The organism is Neptuniibacter sp. QD57_21 (assembly GCF_047778075.1).
In the GTDB taxonomy this organism is placed as follows: Bacteria; Pseudomonadota; Gammaproteobacteria; order Pseudomonadales; family Balneatricaceae; genus Neptuniibacter.
This window is the reverse complement of the sequence record NZ_CP180549.1, coordinates 3139576-3154045: the sequence shown is the minus strand read 5'-3', so window position 1 is coordinate 3154045 and position 14470 is coordinate 3139576. Positions and strand designations below refer to the sequence as shown.

General features: G+C 45.5%; 15 protein-coding genes, 4 tRNA genes and 1 other RNA gene. 12 read left to right on the top strand and 8 right to left on the bottom strand.

Translation table 11 applies throughout. The annotated features are described in order from the left end of the window. Positions 1-28 precede the first annotated feature (28 nt). From ACMXYS_RS14360 to ACMXYS_RS14310, 11 genes are all read left to right on the top strand, one after another. Positions 29-1678, top strand: coding sequence for an electron transfer flavoprotein-ubiquinone oxidoreductase (locus tag ACMXYS_RS14360; protein ID WP_415898260.1), 1650 nt, complete (start codon positions 29-31; stop codon positions 1676-1678). Positions 1679-1855: 177 nt separating this feature from the next. Next, positions 1856-1943, top strand: a tRNA-Ser gene (locus ACMXYS_RS14355). A 17-nt stretch (positions 1944-1960) separates the two neighbouring features. Further along, a tRNA-Asn gene (locus tag ACMXYS_RS14350) sits at positions 1961-2036 on the top strand. An 11-nt stretch (positions 2037-2047) separates the two neighbouring features. Further along, positions 2048-2123, top strand: a tRNA-Lys gene (locus ACMXYS_RS14345). A 41-nt stretch (positions 2124-2164) separates the two neighbouring features. Further along, positions 2165-2240, top strand: a tRNA-Lys gene (locus ACMXYS_RS14340). Positions 2241-2278: 38 nt separating this feature from the next. After that, positions 2279-2403: non-coding RNA, RtT sRNA (locus ACMXYS_RS14335), on the top strand. A 255-nt stretch (positions 2404-2658) separates the two neighbouring features. After that, positions 2659-3591, top strand: a complete 933-nt coding sequence (locus tag ACMXYS_RS14330; RefSeq protein ID WP_415896936.1) for a diguanylate cyclase — start codon at positions 2659-2661, stop codon at positions 3589-3591. Positions 3592-3855: 264 nt separating this feature from the next. Then, positions 3856-5493: a sensor domain-containing diguanylate cyclase gene (locus ACMXYS_RS14325; RefSeq protein ID WP_415896935.1), complete on the top strand. Its 1638-nt coding sequence runs from the start codon at positions 3856-3858 to the stop codon at positions 5491-5493. Positions 5494-5805: 312 nt separating this feature from the next. After that, complete coding sequence (locus ACMXYS_RS14320; RefSeq protein WP_415896934.1) at positions 5806-6516, top strand: hypothetical protein; 711 nt, start codon at positions 5806-5808, stop codon at positions 6514-6516. A 185-nt stretch (positions 6517-6701) separates the two neighbouring features. Then, positions 6702-7205, top strand: coding sequence for a hypothetical protein (locus tag ACMXYS_RS14315; RefSeq protein WP_415896933.1), 504 nt, complete (start codon positions 6702-6704; stop codon positions 7203-7205). 113 nt (positions 7206-7318) lie between these two features. Continuing rightward, entirely contained in the window at positions 7319-7873 is a 555-nt protein-coding gene (locus ACMXYS_RS14310; protein WP_415896932.1) for a GNAT family N-acetyltransferase, read from the top strand. A 14-nt stretch (positions 7874-7887) separates the two neighbouring features. Here ACMXYS_RS14310 and greB read toward each other — a convergent pair whose 3' ends face one another. Further along, positions 7888-8394, bottom strand: coding sequence for a transcription elongation factor GreB (greB, locus tag ACMXYS_RS14305; RefSeq protein WP_415896931.1), 507 nt, complete (start codon positions 8392-8394; stop codon positions 7888-7890). A 114-nt stretch (positions 8395-8508) separates the two neighbouring features. Here greB and ACMXYS_RS14300 point away from each other — a divergent pair, with 114 nt between their 5' ends. Continuing rightward, a complete protein-coding gene (locus ACMXYS_RS14300) occupies positions 8509-8940 on the top strand; it encodes a hypothetical protein (protein WP_415896930.1) in 432 nt (143 codons plus the stop codon). A 21-nt stretch (positions 8941-8961) separates the two neighbouring features. Here the strand turns inward: ACMXYS_RS14300 and ACMXYS_RS14295 are convergent, their stop codons facing one another. From ACMXYS_RS14295 to dapC, 7 genes are all read right to left on the bottom strand, one after another. After that, complete coding sequence (locus ACMXYS_RS14295; protein WP_415896929.1) at positions 8962-9345, bottom strand: hypothetical protein; 384 nt, start codon at positions 9343-9345, stop codon at positions 8962-8964. Further along, entirely contained in the window at positions 9338-9610 is a 273-nt protein-coding gene (locus ACMXYS_RS14290; protein WP_415892460.1) for a hypothetical protein, read from the bottom strand. Before ACMXYS_RS14290 ends, ACMXYS_RS14295 begins: the two co-directional genes overlap by 8 nt. Continuing rightward, positions 9607-10437, bottom strand: a complete 831-nt coding sequence (locus ACMXYS_RS14285; protein ID WP_415896928.1) for a putative RNA methyltransferase — start codon at positions 10435-10437, stop codon at positions 9607-9609. The genes ACMXYS_RS14290 and ACMXYS_RS14285 overlap by 4 nt, the downstream gene beginning before the upstream one ends. Before the next feature lie 2 nt (positions 10438-10439). Beyond that, entirely contained in the window at positions 10440-11585 is a 1146-nt protein-coding gene (gene dapE / locus ACMXYS_RS14280) for a succinyl-diaminopimelate desuccinylase (RefSeq protein ID WP_415896927.1), read from the bottom strand. Between the two features lie 182 nt (positions 11586-11767). Further along, positions 11768-12799 (bottom strand): 2,3,4,5-tetrahydropyridine-2,6-dicarboxylate N-succinyltransferase, encoded by a 1032-nt coding sequence (gene dapD / locus ACMXYS_RS14275; protein ID WP_415896926.1) that lies wholly within the window; start codon positions 12797-12799, stop codon positions 11768-11770. A gap of 52 nt (positions 12800-12851) precedes the next feature. Then, a complete protein-coding gene (locus ACMXYS_RS14270; RefSeq protein ID WP_415896925.1) occupies positions 12852-13196 on the bottom strand; it encodes an ArsC family reductase in 345 nt (114 codons plus the stop codon). A gap of 20 nt (positions 13197-13216) precedes the next feature. Then, complete coding sequence (gene dapC, locus ACMXYS_RS14265; protein WP_415896924.1) at positions 13217-14413, bottom strand: succinyldiaminopimelate transaminase; 1197 nt, start codon at positions 14411-14413, stop codon at positions 13217-13219. Between the last annotated feature and the right edge of the window lie 57 nt (positions 14414-14470).

The following is a 14470-nucleotide window of genomic DNA, read 5'->3' as shown; positions in this document are numbered from 1 at the left end:
TAGGTGATAGAGGTGAGTTATGAGTGATATGGCGCGTGAATCAATGGAGTTTGATGTAGTCATTGTTGGGGCGGGGCCTGCTGGTTTATCAACAGCCTGCCGTTTGATGCAACAAGCACAAGAGGCGGAAAAAGAACTAACCGTTTGTGTGGTAGAGAAAGGTTCTGAAGTCGGGGCGCATATTCTATCCGGTGCAGTGATTGAATCCCGTGCTCTAGATGAGTTGTTTCCTGACTGGAAAGAGCAGGGGGCACCGTTAAATACGCCGGTGACCGAAGATCAGATCTTTATGCTCAAAGATGAGGATAAAGCCACCCAAGTGCCGAACATGCTAGTCCCTAAAACGATGCATAATAACGGTAACTATATTGTTAGCTTGGGTAATCTATGCCGTTGGTTGGCAGAGCAAGCAGAACAGCTTGGTGTAGAAATCTTTCCTGGTTTTGCCGCAGCAGAAGTTCTTTACCATGAAGATGGCAGTGTAAAAGGTGTCGCTACTGGTGATATGGGGCTAACTGAATCCGGTGAGCAGAAAGATAGCTATATGCCCGGTATGGAGCTACATGCAAAGTACACCGTGTTCTCAGAAGGTTGTCGAGGGCATTTAGGTAAAGAGCTGATAGAGCGCTTTGATCTAGCTGCTGAAGCCGATGCGCAACATTATGGCTTGGGTATTAAAGAGTTATGGGATATTGATCCTGACAAACATAAACCCGGTTTAGTTGTGCACGGTTCTGGCTGGCCTTTGAGTGATGGCGCCAGTGGCGGTTTCTTCCTCTATCACACAGAAGGTAATCAAGTGGTAGTTGGATTGATTATCGACCTGAACTACTCGAATCCCTATCTGAGCCCATTTGATGAGTTTCAGCGCATGAAACACCATCCGGTGTTAAAACAGTACTTAGAGGGCGGTAAACGTGTCTCCTACGGTGCTAGGGCGATCACGAAAGGTGGTTTTAATGCCCTGCCTAAAATGACCTTCCCAGGCGGCATCATCGCTGGTTGTAACGCAGGGACTCTAAACTTCTCTAAGATTAAGGGCACGCATACGGCAATGAAGTCGGGCATGTTGGCTGCAGAAGCGATTTTCGATGAGCTAAGTCAGTCTGGCGAGGGCGGCAAAGAGCTAAGCGGTTATGCGCAGAAGTTTGAATCCTCTTGGTTGTATGACGAGTTATTCCGTTCGCGTAACTTTGGTCCTGCTATGCATAAGTTTGGTCCATTGCTAGGTGGAGCCTTTAACTACATTGATCAGAATGTTTTTGGCGGCAAAATACCATTTACGCTGCATGATACTCATGCTGATTATGCGCAATTAAAACCTGCCTCTGAGTGTAAAGAGATAAGTTATCCAAAACCTGATGGCGAGATCAGCTTTGATAAGCTCAGCTCGGTGTTCCTCTCTAATACCAATCATGAAGAGGATCAACCATGTCATCTGCAGTTGCAGGATGAGAGCATTCCATTAGGTTCAAACTTATCGACCTATGCTGAACCCGCGCAGCGATATTGCCCAGCAGGTGTATATGAAGTGGTTGAGGATGAACAGGGACAAAGATTCCAGATAAACTCGCAAAATTGTCTACACTGTAAGACTTGCGATATTAAAGATCCGGCCCAAAACATTAAGTGGGTAGTTCCAGAAGGTATGGGCGGACCGAATTATCCCAATATGTAGTTTATGAAAATCCGGTGAGGCGTGTTTATCCGGTTGTTTTTTAATCGTTTCTGGTTAATCTTTAGTCGAATTTCCAGAAACTGAAAAAACTTTGATAAATAATCAGTTTTTTTGCAAAAACAGTACGTAATTAGTTGACACAAAAACTCATTGCGATAATATACGCGCCGTTCCTGCGGAGGGATGGCTGAGTGGTCGAAAGCACTGGTCTTGAAAACCAGCGGTCCGAGAGGGCCCTAGGGTTCGAATCCCTATCCCTCCGCCATTTACTGGAACAGCAGTTCCCTGATAGCTCAGTTGGTAGAGCAGTAGACTGTTAATCTATTGGTCGCTGGTTCGAGTCCAGCTCAGGGAGCCATTTTAAGAGTTGGGTCGTTAGCTCAGTCGGTAGAGCAGTTGGCTTTTAACCAATTGGTCATAGGTTCGAATCCTATACGACCCACCACTCTTAAACTTCTTTAGCGAAATTCTTTCGCAACCTTATGTGGGTCGTTAGCTCAGTCGGTAGAGCAGTTGGCTTTTAACCAATTGGTCATAGGTTCGAATCCTATACGACCCACCACTTTAAGAATCCAGCCTCGAGCTGGTTTTTTTATGCCCAAAAGATGCTCGTTGTATAGGATGAGAACCGTTAAAAGGTTCGATTCGGAGGGCGAAGCCCGAAGAAAACAGCGGAGCTTGCGGCGCTGGCCCGCAGGGCATTAGTAATCCTATACGACCCACCACTTTAAGAATCCAGCCATGAGCTGGTTTTTTTATGCCTGAAATTCAGCACGGCTTCGCCGCTTAGGGCGCCACTTCGTGGCTAGAGGACGCAGCTGCGCTGCTAGAGGACGGCTGCGCCTAGAGGTTGCTTTGTTAATCTCTATCATTGGCGATCCTAAATTTACTGAACTATTGATCCAGCTCTGACTCTATTTCTTGAATAACTGCTAAAGTTAGTGAGTGGTTTCTATACAGTTGTTTCTTTAGAGGGTTTTATGTTGCATCCCGACCAGTGGGTAATCGAGGAGAAGGATGATCTGGTGCCATTGGATAAGTGGCAGAAAACAGTGGATGTGATGGCGCGAATCTTTCAAGCGCCTGCGGGCTTTATTGTCCAGTATCGCCCAAAAGGCTATCAGGTAGTGATTGCCAGTGATCAGGAATCGAATCCATACCCTGCTGGGGTAGAGATTACGCCGGATACCAACATTTTTTGTAAAAAAGTCGTGCAGGAAGGGCATGAGCTATATGTTAAAAATGCCCAAACTGATCCTACTTGGGATACCAATCCTGAAGTTGCTGATGATGGTTTTAGTTCCTACCTAGGTTTGCCGGTACAGTGGCCGTCGGGTGAGCCGTTTGGAACCATCTGTGTAATGGATTTTGAATCCACTGATTACCGTTCTGAATACTTAGATCTGGTGAGTGAATTTAGGGATCTAATCGAAGCAGATCTGCGTCTTCTTTCTCAGTATGAAGAGATCTCCAATCTTGCAATGACAGATGAGCTGACTGGGCTCTATAACCGTAGAGGTTTTATGTCTGTCGCAACGCATTATTCGGTGCTTGCTAAGCGCACTGGAATATCTTTAGGCTTGCTCTATTTGGATCTGGATGATCTGAAAGGGATAAATGATCAACAGGGTCATAGCTCTGGCGATCAAGCGCTTAAACACCTTGCAGAAGCTATCCGAGGCGCTATCAGAGAAAATGATATCTCTGCGCGTATGTCTGGTGATGAGTTTGTCGTACTTGCTGCTGCAGAGACTCAGGCTGACTTAGAGAAAATCGCCGAACGTATTAACCAAAATCTTAAGAAAAATAACCTCGGTGTCAGTATTGGTAGTGTGATATTGCAAGGTAATCAGGCTATTGAGTATTGGTTGGAGCAGGCTGATAGTCGGATGTATCAGGATAAAAGTGGCTAGGTATTAGTTGCTAGTTGCTAGGAAAGGACGCCGCTTCGCGGCTAGAGGACGGCTTCGCCTAGAGAAAAAGCGTGAGTAAAGGGTGCTTCTATCTTATTTCGGCAGTTATATTTTCCTCCCTTCTAGCTATATCAGTTTCATAATGCCTGTAAAATAAAGTTTTATTTTATTAGCTTATTTGTCGTCTTGTGCTCCTTAGCTATTGAGCGTAAAAGTAAATAATACAGTTATACTTATCTTAAAGTTGTTATAGGCCTGTTTCATATGGGTACTGATCCTAAGCCTCTCTCATCAAGCTTGAATGATATCGATGGATCGATTCTCAGTTATATAAATGATCCGGTTTCTATCGTAGATAAGGATTATATCTACCGTGCGGTAAGTCGTGGCTATGAACTTATGTTTCAGCAGCCTGCTTCAGAGATTATAGGCACCCACGTAAGTGACCTTCATGGCCCCGAAGTATTCAACGGTTTTTTGAAGCCTGCATTAAATAGAACACTGGCGGGGGAGTCCTTTGAGTTTCAATTTTCTAGACCTGGCCCAGACGGTAATCTCATTCATATTTATAGCAAGCACTCGGTTTATAGTGGTCCTTTGACGGAAGGCTTGGGTGTGGCAGTTGTGGCCCGAGATATAACTGAGCTAATAAATGCAACGCAAAAACTAGAAGAGGAACGTGTTCTTCTAAAAAAAGAACGAACTCTGCTTAAGAACATAATAAATACGCTACCGGACTTTATCTTCGCCAAAGATGATGAGGGTGTATACCAGGTAGTGAACCGCAGTTTTGAAGAGTTCATTAATAAGCCTTTGAGTGAAATCATAGGCAAAACTGATGCAGACCTTATGTCCAAGGAGTCAGCGGGCTATGTTCGGGGCATAGATGCTCAGGTTTTGAAGACCGGGGAGGCTCACAGGGATGATGAATGGGTTACCTATGAAGATGGTAGGCGTCGATTACTGGATATGCATAAACTGCCGTTAGTAAATGAACGCGGTGAAGTAAATGGGCTGTTGGGCATTGGAACTAACGTTACCTTTGAAAGTCAGGCTGAGCAGAATCGTCAAATAGCTTCGGTATTCTTCGAGGTGACCAATAACCCCTGTTTTATTCTAAATGCTCAGTCTGAAGTTTTAGCAGTAAATTCAGCTGCTCAGAGGGCATTTGATTTAGATGAGAAGCCGAAGGGTTCCGTATTTGATTATTTTTTTGATGCTGCAGGCGGCAAATGCAGCCTTGAAGAGTGCTTAGGAAGTAATCACTATTGGAGCGGGGAGCTCTGTGACAACAAGAATAGTACTTATTTTGCTTCGCTTCATAAGGTTGCTGCCCACTCTAAGCTAGCTGATCGATTTGTCTTGGTTTTTCAAAACCCAGAAGATCATACTCAGGTTGCTCAGGAGTTGCTGACAAAAGCTTATGAGGATCCCCTTACTAAGCTGCCAAATAGAAGGCTATTCTTTTCAAAATTAGAGAGCGCTCTAATTCGCGCTGAACGTCAGTTGAAAAAGATAGCGGTACTGTATATTGATCTTAATAGCTTCAAGCCTATAAATGATAATTTTGGGCATGAGGTTGGAGATAAGGTCTTAATTGAGTTAGCTAGAATCCTGATCTCTTGTTTAAGAAAAACAGATATCGTTGCTCGAATTGGCGGTGATGAGTTTGCTGCGTTGGTTGATACAAACTCCATGGAAGAAGCTAATTTCATTGTCAATAAGATCCACCAGGCCATAGAAAACTCGTTCTTTGTAGAGCAGCTATCTAGTCGTAAAGTCAGTGTCAGTATTGGAATCAGTTGTTTTCCAGATGATGCGGGCGCAGCTGAAGAACTCCTACGTATTGCTGACCAAGATATGTATAAAGCGAAGCAGAAATTTAAGTCTCAATCTTTTTAGGACGCCGCTTCGCGGCTAGAGATCGGCTTCGCCTTTTAGGACGCCGCTACGTGGCTAGAGGACGGCTGCGCCTAGAGAAAGGGATGGTGTTGTTGTAGCTTCTGCTTTGTGCCAAAAGCGGACATACCATGTTGCTTAGAAAGCCACGCTAAGACACAGTTATAGATATAACAGGACGTAAATATTCCTACTCGTACTAGGTCGTTTTTATCGGAGGAAAATGGCAGTGCTATCTAAAAGCTCCTTTAATTCAATCTGCTGTAAGTTATATGGTGTTATCGCCAGCAAGATACGCACGCCGGTTATTAAATCATGAATAACGAGAAGATAATCAACCACTTTTCTAGTCAGCTGGAAAGGCTTCATCCAAGGATGATGGAGAATTATGAGAATGGTGACTTAAAAAAAGGGCACACCATATTTGTTTTGTCTGAATCGTACCTAAAACTTGGTATATGTGCTCATTTTCAAGGGGATAAAAGTAAAGCATCTATAAATTTTTTAAATGCATTGGAAACATTCAAACAGCTGATTACTGAATATAACGCCAATCCTAGTGACATAAATATAGGCTTAATAAGCCACGTAATCACATGGCCATATGAGTTAGCTTACTTATCTGATGATATGGAGAGTATCAAATGGTTACAATCCAATTGGCCTCTACAGGCTGAAGATGAATGCACATGGTATAGAACTTATCAAGAATTCTTGGCTGATATGTTTTTAGGTAATACTAATATTAACCAAAAAAGAATTGATAACCTTAAAAAACAGGCCTTTACTGATGTTTTGGCTCAAACAGACTTACTTTGTTCAATTGCTATAGCAGATAAAAAGGCAATTTGTGAAAGCTGGTTAAAATACAAGAAATACAATGATAAGCACATTAAAGATGAATGGGCAGATGGCCTGCCATCGGTTTTATCAATAGATGGCACTGCCTTATTTGAGCTAACAAAAGAACATCTGGACGTTGCATATTGGCCTAGCGAGGAAAACTACAGGTTTCACAAGTCATAGAATTTGGGCTCCGTGTAGACTGTGAAGTTGCACCATTTAAATGTCTGCTTTGTGTCGGTAGACGACCTGAAGACCTCTAGAATGGCACTCTTAGTGCGGCATCATGCCCAGAGCTAACATAACAATTTTAACATCAGATACTAGTACAGATCGAATCAACAACTTCATATATACAGGGGATGTAAGTGTCAACCCACGAGAAGATAAGACATCATGAACGAGCTACTACTTTTGAGGGCATCTTGACAGGAGTTTTTAGCTGCCTCGTATTTGCCTTTTTCGTCTACCGCCTGTTTTCTGTTCTCCGAGATGATATTCCCCAAGAGGATATGTTGGGTCGAATAGTGGTAATTGTTCTTGGAGGCTTATTCCTTCTAGCCTTTCTAGTGATTATGACCTACTACTCAGTCATGAATATCATTGGGAAAGAGAGGTTTAGATGTACTCTGACAACAAAGCGTTTTTTATGCCAAGTTCCTATTTCTGCACTATTTGGTAAATCATTCGATATATCATTAGATGAATTGAGCAAACTCGAAAGAAAATATGATTCAGATGGTTCATTGGACGCGTACCTTCTTCATCTGACAACGGGTGAAATGATTGAAGTTACAACAAATTTTGGTAACCCAGCAGAAAGCTTTTTCAAGGATATTAAGCTCTTAAAACCAAACATAGCATTGATTTGAAAAACTAAATCATAGGGGTAAGGCCGCTTTTCACTTTAGAAAAGAGCGGGGGGCTGCTTTGTGTCGAAAGCAGACAAACTAAATTTTCTAGCTACCGTAAACCATCAGTAACCATGAAAATCCTATCTACCGAAAGACTAATCCTACGCTCTTGGCGAGATACTGATTCCCAGCCATTCTTCGAGCAGATAAATTCCGACTCTGATGTGATGGAGTATTTTCCAAGTACGCTGTCTCGTGAGGAGAATGATGCATTGGCGGCTGAGCTGCAGCGTCGTATCGATCTGAATGGTTGGGGGTTGTGGGCTGTTGAGGAGAAGGCTTCTGGTCAGTTTATTGGCTTTGTTGGTTTGAATAGCCCTCTGATAGAGCTGCCTTTTACGCCTTGTGTTGAGGTGGGCTGGCGATTAAGTAAAGCGTTTTGGGGTAAGGGCTACGCGACTGAAGCGGCTAAGAAGGCGCTGGAGTTTGCGTTTGCCGAGTTGGAACTTGATGAGGTGGTGTCGTTTACGGCGGTGCCTAATTTTCGCTCTCAGGCGGTAATGACGCGTTTGGGGCTGTGTGACACAAGGGAAAACTTCAACCATCCTGCTGTACCATCGGAAAGCCCACTGTACGAACATGTATTGTTTAAAATCACGCGCGATGAGTGGGCTAAATCGCTTTAGGCTTTAGATCAAGATTAAGCGTACTCGATCTTAGTGATTTCGTACCAAACTTCGCTGCCATCCGGTTTCTGTAAACAAACCTCTTCGCCAAGCTGCTTTTTCAGCAATAACTTTGCAAGGGGGGAATCCATAGAGATGTAATCAGAGCCAGCGCCGATCTCATCGGGACCGACGATGCGGTGGCGTTTCTCTTCATCCTCTTCATCTAACAGCGTAACCCAAGCGCCGAAAAATACGGTATCGCGTTTATCCGGGGCTGGAGCGCGGTCTACCACAACCATATCTTCTAAGCGTTTGGAGAGGTAGCGAACGCGGCGGTCGATCTCTCGTAGCTGCTTTTTACCGTAGATGTATTCTGCGTTCTCGGAACGGTCTCCTTGAGCGGCAGCTTCCTTTACCGATTGGGTAATTTCAGGACGTTTTACCTTCCAAAGATATTTCAGTTCGTCGTTCAGCTCTTTATAGCCTTCGGCTGTAATGTATTTAGAGCTTCGAGGTTGAGGGGGGCGCCATCTTCCCATGGTGGTTTTTCTCTAATTTTTCTGTGATTTTCAGTAAAGAAGTTTAGCGTTTTGCCGATACAGTCGTCACTAGTTTCAACACTAGATTGTTACTTCCGGTTGTAGATAGGCTTTATGCGTACAGAACAGATTCAAACTCGAATAGAGGGCTATACCTCCAATCTGAGCCAAGCGGTTCAGAGTGGTAGTGGTGCGCAGTTCTCTATGCTGCTGAGTTTGATTTATTCTAACCAGCAGTTGATGAAGCCAGATGCTGTGCCTGCTGCGTCGGATGCAGAGTTTCGTTTACCGGAAACCCAGTCCAAATACCCTGATCCAAATGAGTTACATGATGGTCAGGTTGTAGAGCGACTGAATATGGCGGTACATGACGGTTTAGTGGGTGATTTTGCCTATGTGAATGGCTATCTGCATAGCCATAGCAATACGCCACGTCAGCAGCAGTTATCGTCGGATGAGTACGCTAAGGTTGCGTTGATGTCGACCGGTCAATTGATGATCGATGAGATTGAAAGCTCCCGTTCACAGATCCGTACGGCAGCTTAATTTTATTTCTAATTTAGGCGCTTAAGTACGCCACTGAATCTTTTCTGCTTCGCCCGCTTCTACCTTCCAGTATTCATCTGGATCATCACCATCGTTCCAGCCGCCAGCAATGCTTCGCACTTGTGTATCCATCTCTGAGGACGCTGCGTGTGCGCAGTCTAGGTCTTGAGCCCATGGGCTCTTATCCGATTTAAGCCATACGCTAGCCCATGCTTTGCCAGCCACTTTTTCGTGGATCATGACGGGTACGGAGTGATCACCGAAGCGCAGGCTCAGCTCGTGGATATTGCCTTTAGAGGAGATGATATCCATTTGGTCGGCATGTGACTGAAGCCAATTAGTGATTGAATCAAAAGAGCGATTCTTTACGTAGATTTCGATATCAGGGTGTCGGGTGTCAGTCATTTTTGTCGTCGCTAATAAAACGGATGATACGTAGTACGCTGAGGCTAAGATAACCTACGGCCGCCAGTATGATCCCTGCCACTATGATGATCAAGCCAATCAGGGCAAGAATCTCTTGAGCTACTGAGCTTTTCAATGCAAATTCGGCAGCGCCTAGGATAAGCACGCCGACAAAGAAGGCGACAAAGCCGATGCCAAAGATCACTAAATTTTGGCGAGGGTTGTCGGCTCTATGTTTTAGCCAGCGTTTCAGGGTTTGCTTCATAAGCGGGTAAATACGCCCAAATTCACATCTAGGGTGAGATCTAGCTGTTCTTGGTCGATGATTTTTTGTTGTGCTTCAGCTTTGAGACGCTGGCCGTGCGGGGTCATCGCCAATAAAGTGCTGATCTGCTCTGAGCTATTGAGTGAAAATTGGTAGTTCACTGTTACTTGTTTAGATAGCTCAAACTGCTCTTTTAGCGTATCAACCGGATTAAAGTGGCTCTCTCTAATCTCACTGTAGATCAGTTTGCGTAGTTCGATTAGATGATCGGCACCCGGCCAAGCAACAATTAAGCTGCTGCCAACTTTCATTGGTTTAGCCAGTGCTTCAGGCATTAAGCGGCTAAAGAGCACAAGTTGAAGGTCGAGCGATTGATCCGGCACTGGTGTATCAGCACCGGAAGCAACTAACCATTGAATCTCTTTAGTTCGAGCACAGGCTGCTTTGACGGCATGTTTGGAGATATCTAGGCCGGTGAGTTCAACTGATTGATCGTTGGCTAGTAAGTGCTGGTGGAGGCGGTCTGTGTAGTAACCTTCACCGCAGCCCATATCCAAAATGCGAGCGCTCTCTGTACCTTTTAGTTCGTCTACAACAAGCTGATTGATCTGGTCGGAGAGTGTTTGGTAGTGGCCGCCATCTAAAAACTGACGGCGGGCTTGTACCATTTCTGTATTGTCACCCGGATCTTTTGAGCGCTTTTTGTGGGCTAGTAATAGATTCCAATAGCCCTGACGTGCTGCATCGAAACTATGATTGTTTTCGCAGCGCATATTTTTGCCCTGCTGTGAAAGCAAGGATTTACAAACAGGGCAAGTGAGTTGCATGACTAGTCCTTAACCAGTAGGCGAGCCATAACGTTCTCGTAAAGATCAGATAGGGTATCTAGATCTTTGCAACTGATGCGCTCGTTCACTTTGTGGATAGTCGCATTGATTGGGCCAAGTTCAACCACTTGTGCACCTGTTGGTGCGATAAAGCGGCCATCAGAAGTACCACCAGACGTAGATAGCTCAGTGTCCTGACCTGTGATTGCTTTAATCGATTGCTGGCAGGCTTCTACTAAATCGCCTTCAGCGGTTAGGAATGGATTGCCAGACAGTGTCCAATCGATATCCCACTCTAGGTTGTGCTTGTCTAGGATGTCGCGAACACGGGTTTTTAGTTCATCCGCTGTTACTTCGGTGGAGAAGCGGAAGTTGAACATGATATCCACATGACCTGGTACAACGTTAGTTACGCCTGTACCGCCATTGATATTAGAGATCTGGAAGCTTGTTGGTGGGAAGAAATCGTTACCTTCATCCCAAACTTCAGCCGCTAGTTCTGCCAATGCAGGTGCCGCCATGTGAATTGGATTTTTTACTAGGTGTGGATAAGCAACGTGACCTTGAACACCGCGAACAGTCAGTGCGCCGCCAAGAGAGCCGCGACGACCGTTTTTAATGACATCGCCTACGTGCTCAGTACTTGAAGGTTCACCAACGATACACCAAGTGATCTTTTCGTTACGTGCTTCAAGATGATCAACTACACGAGTCGTCCCGTTCACCCATGGACCTTCTTCGTCACTGGTGATCAGAAGAGCGATAGAGCCATCATGATCTGGATGGTGTTCTACAAAGCGTTCTAGCGCTGTAACAAACGCCGCTAGGCTACCTTTCATATCTGCCGCACCGCGACCGCAAAGCATACCTTGTTCGATATGTGCTTCGAATGGTGGGAACTCCCAGCGCTCTTCAGGGCCGGAAGGAACAACGTCAGTATGACCTGCAAAGCAGAAAACTGGACCTGAATCGCCACGGCGAGCCCAGAAGTTAGATACCTCTTCAAATTGAAGGCGCTCAATTTTGAAGCCTAGGGCTTCTAAGCGTTCAATCATTAGATCCTGACAGCCTGCGTCTTCAGGTGTTACAGAGCGGCGGCTGATTAGGTCTTTAGCCAATTCAATTGTTGGAGAGAGGTGCTGAGTCATAGTGAGGTTCCGTTAGGATGACGCGTGATATTAAGAAAGGCTAAAGCTGGAAGCTAAGCGTTATGAGCGCTGCTTAGTCGAGGCGGAGCTTAGTGAGGAAGCAGAGTTTACATGTAGTAAATGAGCATTCCGAACTAAGCTCCAACGCTGAATAAGCAAGCGCAATAGCTTAGAGCCAGCTTTTAGTTGTGCTTGTGTAGCTCTTCGTTCAACTCAATCGCAGACTTGTTAGTCTTAACTTCGATGCGACCGTTCTGAGAGTTACGACGGAACAATAGGTCTGGCTTGCCAGCAAGGTCAGCAGCTTTAACCGTGCTAACTTCGTTGTTCTGATCGTCAAGGATCGTTACTTTAGAGCCAGCTGTTACGTATAGACCCGCTTCTAGCGTACAACGATCGCCTAGTGGTAGACCTAGACCTGCGTTTGCACCTAGTAGGCAGTTTTCGCCAACAGAGATCACAACGTTGTTACCGCCAGATAGTGTACCCATAGTAGAGCAGCCACCACCTAGGTCAGAACCGTTACCTACAACAACACCTGCAGAGATACGGCCTTCGATCATGCTTACGCCAAGTGTACCCGCGTTGAAGTTTACGAAACCTTCGTGCATTACAGTTGTGCCTTCACCTACGTGAGCACCTAGACGTACACGAGAAGCATCACCGATACGGATACCAGCAGGTACAACGTAATCAGTCATTTTCGGGAACTTATCAACAGAGTTAACTGTTAGAACGCGGCCTTGAGCACGAGCAGCTAGCTGACGCTTTGGCAGATCGTCTAGAGATACTGCGCCTTCGTTAGTCCAAGCAACGTTTGGTAGCAGACCGAAGATACCTGTCAGGTTGATACCGTGTGGCTGAACTAGACGGTGAGAAAGTAGAGAAAGCTTTAGGTAAGCTTCTGCAGTGCTTGTTGGGTTCTCGTCAAACTCAAGGATGCAAAGTACTAGTGGCTGTTGAGTGCCTTCTAGGATCTCTACGATTTCAGCTTGGCCTTCAGCGCCTACAGCAAGGAATGCAGCTTCTAGATCTTTTAGCTGAGCTTCTTTGATTTCGATTGCAGCGTTGCCACCGGTGTAGCCAACTTTTTCAGCAACCGCGTTAACCATCGCATCGTCTGCGTTCAGCAGTGGTGCGTTGTAATAAACTTCTAGCAGTTCGCCAGCAGAGGACTTAGTGCCTACACCCAAACCGAATGCAAAATTCGCCATGATATTCTCCAGAAATATAAAATTTAAAATTCGTTACGTTGTGGCAGCGTGCTTAGCTGAAAAGCGCTGCGTATTCTGTATCTTTAAAGCCTACTTTGCGTTCACTTCCGGTATCCAGAAGCGGGCGCTTGATCATTGCCGGATGTTCCAGCATCAGCGCAATGGCAGAGGCTTCATCAATATTGTTCTTAACTTCGTCTGGCTGCTGACGCCAGGTCGTACCACGCTTATTTAGCAGTAGTTCCCAACCTAGCTCATCAACCCACGTCTTTAGTTGTGCTTCTTCTAGGCCGTTTTTGCGATAATCATGGAACTGGTAATCAACCCCGTTCGCTTCCAGCCATTTTTTAGCTTTCTTGATTGTGTCGCAGTTAGGAATGCCATACATAGTAATCATATGGGGATTAATCTCCGGCCTTAAAGTGATTCTGCGTATTCGCGAATACGGTTTGCTGCTTCTACGCACTCTTCAACGGTTGCAACTAGTGCCATACGTACAAAACCTGCACCCGGAAGGATGCCATCGGTTTCGCGAGATAGATAGCTACCCGGAAGTACTGTTACGTTTTGTGAAGCGAATAAGCCTTGTGCAAACTTGTCATCAGCAATTGGCGTTTTAACCCACAGGTAGAAACTTGCATCTGGACGCTGAACTTCTAATACAGGCTCTAGAATACGGATGACACTGTCGAACTTGTGACGGTATTGATCACGGTTATCGAGTACATGATCTTCATCGTTCCATGCCGCGATGGACGCTAGCTGATGCTGTATCGGCATAGAGCAGCCATGGTATGTACGGTATGACAGGAACGGTTTTAGCAGTTTAGCATCACCCGCAACAAAGCCAGAGCGTAGACCCGGTAGGTTAGAGCGCTTAGACAGACTGTGCATAACGATACAGTTTTTGTAATCATCACGGCCAAGCTCTGCGCATGCTTGTAGAAGACCTACTGGCGCGTTTTCTTCGTCAAGGTAAATCTCGGAGTAACACTCATCAGATGCCACGATGAAGTCGTATTTGTCAGAAAGCGCGATTAGCTTCTTCAATGTTTCCAGATCAGTCACTGCACCCGTTGGGTTGCTTGGGGAGCATAGGAATAATAGCTGGCAGCGCTGCCATACATCTTCCGGAACAGCGTCGTAATCAGGGATAAAGCCGTTTTCTGGCAGGCAGTTTAGGTAATATGGCTCTGCGCCAGATAGGTACGCCGCACCTTCATAGATCTGATAAAACGGGTTTGGAGATACCACCAATGCGTCAGGCGCGCGATTAACTGCTGCTTGTGTGAAAGCGAAGATCGCTTCGCGTGTACCGTTAACCGGCAGAACGTGATCGTCAGCAGTTAGCGTGTTTTCATTCAGGCTAAAACGACGAGTACACCAGTCGGCAATTGCTTGGCGTAGCTCTGGCAAACCTTTAGTTGTAGGGTAGTTTGCCAGCTTGCCCATGTTTTCAATTAGGCACTCCGCCACGAATGGAGGTGACGGGTGTTTAGGTTCGCCGATAGAAAGTGCGATGTGCTCTTTATCCGAAGGCGGTGTTACTTCCGCTTTCAGCGCAGTCAATTTTTCAAATGGGTATGGCTGTAACAGACTCAGATCGCGATTCATACGGGTCCTTTAAGTCCCCACGTAGGGGCTCACTAATGAAAAGATGATGCAAAATTA

Bases quoted from the DNA above. Each gene is read 5' to 3' on its own strand.
- ACMXYS_RS14360 (WP_415898260.1), top strand. From the start codon at position 29: ATGGCGCGTGAATCAATGGAGTTTGATGTAGTCATTGTTGGGGCGGGG.
- ACMXYS_RS14330 (WP_415896936.1), top strand. From the start codon at position 2,659: ATGTTGCATCCCGACCAGTGGGTAATCGAGGAGAAGGATGATCTGGTG.
- ACMXYS_RS14325 (WP_415896935.1), top strand. From the start codon at position 3,856: ATGGGTACTGATCCTAAGCCTCTCTCATCAAGCTTGAATGATATCGAT.
- ACMXYS_RS14320 (WP_415896934.1), top strand. From the start codon at position 5,806: ATGAATAACGAGAAGATAATCAACCACTTTTCTAGTCAGCTGGAAAGG.
- ACMXYS_RS14310 (WP_415896932.1), top strand. From the start codon at position 7,319: ATGAAAATCCTATCTACCGAAAGACTAATCCTACGCTCTTGGCGAGAT.
- greB (WP_415896931.1), bottom strand. From the start codon at position 8,394: ATGGGAAGATGGCGCCCCCCTCAACCTCGAAGCTCTAAATACATTACA.
- ACMXYS_RS14300 (WP_415896930.1), top strand. From the start codon at position 8,509: ATGCGTACAGAACAGATTCAAACTCGAATAGAGGGCTATACCTCCAAT.
- ACMXYS_RS14295 (WP_415896929.1), bottom strand. From the start codon at position 9,345: ATGACTGACACCCGACACCCTGATATCGAAATCTACGTAAAGAATCGC.
- ACMXYS_RS14290 (WP_415892460.1), bottom strand. From the start codon at position 9,610: ATGAAGCAAACCCTGAAACGCTGGCTAAAACATAGAGCCGACAACCCT.
- ACMXYS_RS14285 (WP_415896928.1), bottom strand. From the start codon at position 10,437: ATGCAACTCACTTGCCCTGTTTGTAAATCCTTGCTTTCACAGCAGGGC.
- dapE (WP_415896927.1), bottom strand. From the start codon at position 11,585: ATGACTCAGCACCTCTCTCCAACAATTGAATTGGCTAAAGACCTAATC.
- dapD (WP_415896926.1), bottom strand. From the start codon at position 12,799: ATGGCGAATTTTGCATTCGGTTTGGGTGTAGGCACTAAGTCCTCTGCT.
- ACMXYS_RS14270 (WP_415896925.1), bottom strand. From the start codon at position 13,196: ATGATTACTATGTATGGCATTCCTAACTGCGACACAATCAAGAAAGCT.
- dapC (WP_415896924.1), bottom strand. From the start codon at position 14,413: ATGAATCGCGATCTGAGTCTGTTACAGCCATACCCATTTGAAAAATTG.